Origin of the sequence: Sulfurimonas sp., from assembly GCF_014859695.1 — a bacterium.
Taxonomy (GTDB): domain Bacteria; phylum Campylobacterota; class Campylobacteria; order Campylobacterales; family Sulfurimonadaceae; genus Sulfurimonas.
Map to the genome: position 1 here is coordinate 1 of NZ_JACUTS010000147.1, position 2,489 is coordinate 2,489.

Consider the following 2,489-nt stretch of genomic DNA (forward strand, 5'->3'; position numbering starts at 1 on the left):
CGCTGTGAAAAAACGGTGGATATACGGGAGTTTGAACGATAATTTTATCGCCCTTCTCGGTAAATACCTCTATGGCAGCATTCATACTCGCTACAACAGAGTGCGAATAGAGCATCTCCTCTAAGGCAAACTCTACTCCGTGCTCGTTTTTCATCCACTCTATCTGGGCAAGAAACATACTTGGCGGCACCTCCTCATACCCTATAACGTGATGTTCTAGGCGTTTTTTTACGACTTCAAGCACAAAATCAGGCGTATCTATATCCATATCCGCCACCCATGCAGGAATAACATCCTCGGTGCCAAAGAGTTTTTTTCTTAACGTGTACTTCTCCGCATTTGTGTTTTCTCTACATGTAGAGGTTGAAAAGTCGTAATTCACTTTTTTATTTTTCATCAATATATTATATGACTGTTGTTTACGTAATCATCATGGGAGATGTAAAGATTGTTTTTTATATTTTTCTCTTTATTTTTACTTGCTTTAATAACTTCTTGCATATCCTGTGCTATTTTTTTTGCCAAATAATATGCCAAGTTTGGTGGAACGGCATTGCCTACCATTTTATATCCCGCAGTTAAATTAGTATAGTAAAACTTATGCGTATCAGGAAAAGTTTGTATTCTAGCGCACTCTCTTACACTAAGTCTTCTGTAAAGATGCTCGCTATTTGGAACAAAAATTCTCTTATTTTGCTCTACAAATTGCATTTTTGGAGCTTGCGGATGAAGCGGTGCATGTCTGCCTCCGGCTTGAATTGTAAACGATGGTTCATCCCAACTTCTAACTCTATTTCGTGACATATACATAGACGAAAAATCACCAGTCATATATTCGTGATTTTCTACTTTACAGTCACTGCCGTTTGTATAAGTTTTATTTTTTCCTGCAAGTGCATTATCTTTCAAATCAAAAATAATATCTTGTAAAAACCTTTTATTACTAAATCCATCAGGAAATTCAAAGGTGATATTCAAATCTTTTCTAAAACCTATAAAAAAAACTCTTTTTCTATCTTGCGGAACTTTGTAGTCATGTGCATTTAAAAGCTTAAAAGAGAGATCATATCCGCTCTCTATAAAGTGATTTTTTATATTTTCCAACGCTCCATCATGGCGTCCTGCCAACATACCAGATACATTTTCTGCCAAGAAAAAAAGCGGTTTTTTATCTCTAAGAACTCTTATGAATTCAAAAAATAACTGCCCACGATGGTCATCTATACCACGAGACTTTCCAGCCTCACTCCAACTCTGACAAGGCGGTCCGCCTATAAGCCCAATTGCTTCTGGAATTTCGCTTGATGGGATATTGACTATACTTCTTCTGTCTAATTTTGTATGAGGAAAGTTTTTCTCAAAAGTTTCCCAGATTTCTTTGTCGTATTCATTTGCCCAAATGGTTTTAAATCCAGCTTTTTCAAAGCCCAAATCTAAACCACCGGCACCTGAGAATAGGGATATTATGTTCATAGTTAAATCCTAAATATAAGTAGTTTGGAATTTATTAATTGTACAGGATTGTTCGGATTTTTTATTCTTACATCACTAACACTTACATTTTCATTATCAAAATTTTCTATTGCTTCTCTGTCTTGAAGCGGTAATGATTCATATTTCTCTTTTTTCATCAAAGAAAATAATTGAAATACTTTTGATGTATCATAAAGATTCAGATAACTAAAAATTTTAGTCGGATTATCAATATGCCACATGCCGCGGATGCGTAAGTCTGTAACTCCTAGCGGGTCAACTTTTTTAACTTTTCCAAGTTCATTTGTCTCTGTAAATTCAACGTCAGAAATAGAAGCAATACCATTTGAGATGGTATCTTTTATTCTTTCATAAATATCTTTATCAGCACAAAAACAATCCCCATATACAAGCCATAATGATTTTAACTGATTTCTATTTTTGGGAACATTGCCTATGGCATAAAGCATATCTTTTTCAACCCAAGGTTCACAATTTTTACATGTAGCTGTAATCATAGTACTATCTGAGAAAAGCTTTGCTTTTGGATAGGAACTATTGAGTGCTATTGCCGTAGTATGAGACTCAAGCTTTTTTATCTCTATGGCATCGCTGTTTCTTAAAATTAAATCTGGAGGATTGTTTTTATTTCCACTATAAGAATAAACTGCTGAAAATACTTCGAGCCTTTTTTGCTCATCTATTTCGTTAGTGGTACCGGCAAAAGCATCTTTTATCAAACTTTCTAAACCTTCGCCCATATTGTTTGCTCTATTATTTCCATTAGTCACATTGTTTACGGTAATTTGATAACTATTTACAATATTTACAAAAGCTTTGATTATATTAGACAACTTTTGACCTCCGCTATTTATTTTTAAAATTATAACTTTTTATGCTTACATATATTACTTTCTTTTTATATGAGAACAATAAAATATGTCATTTTGCAATATTTTTCTTTCTCCAAACACTAACCTCTGCGATGCTGTGCTGAAATTTTCTTGCCGTCTCTT

At 34.1% G+C, this 2,489-nt stretch carries 2 protein-coding genes and 1 pseudogene; all 3 read right to left on the reverse strand.

From position 1 onward, the window contains the following. Positions 1-397, reverse strand: a pseudogene (locus IBX42_RS12045) (aminotransferase class I/II); the annotation flags it as partial. Continuing rightward, positions 397-1,473: a DNA cytosine methyltransferase gene (locus IBX42_RS12050; RefSeq protein WP_294933176.1), complete on the reverse strand. Its 1,077-nt coding sequence runs from the start codon at positions 1,471-1,473 to the stop codon at positions 397-399. The pseudogene IBX42_RS12045 and the gene IBX42_RS12050, both read right to left, overlap by 1 nt. Before the next feature lie 2 nt (positions 1,474-1,475). Further along, the gene (locus IBX42_RS12055; protein ID WP_294933177.1) at positions 1,476-2,327 is read right to left on the reverse strand and encodes an NgoPII family restriction endonuclease; all 852 of its coding nucleotides are present in this window, start codon (positions 2,325-2,327) and stop codon (positions 1,476-1,478) included. Positions 2,328-2,489: the final 162 nt, after the last annotated feature.

What these genes read in the sequence shown, in the direction of transcription:
- IBX42_RS12050 (WP_294933176.1), bottom strand. Translation starts at nt 1,473, where the DNA reads ATGAACATAATATCCCTATTCTCAGGTGCCGGTGGTTTAGATTTGGGC.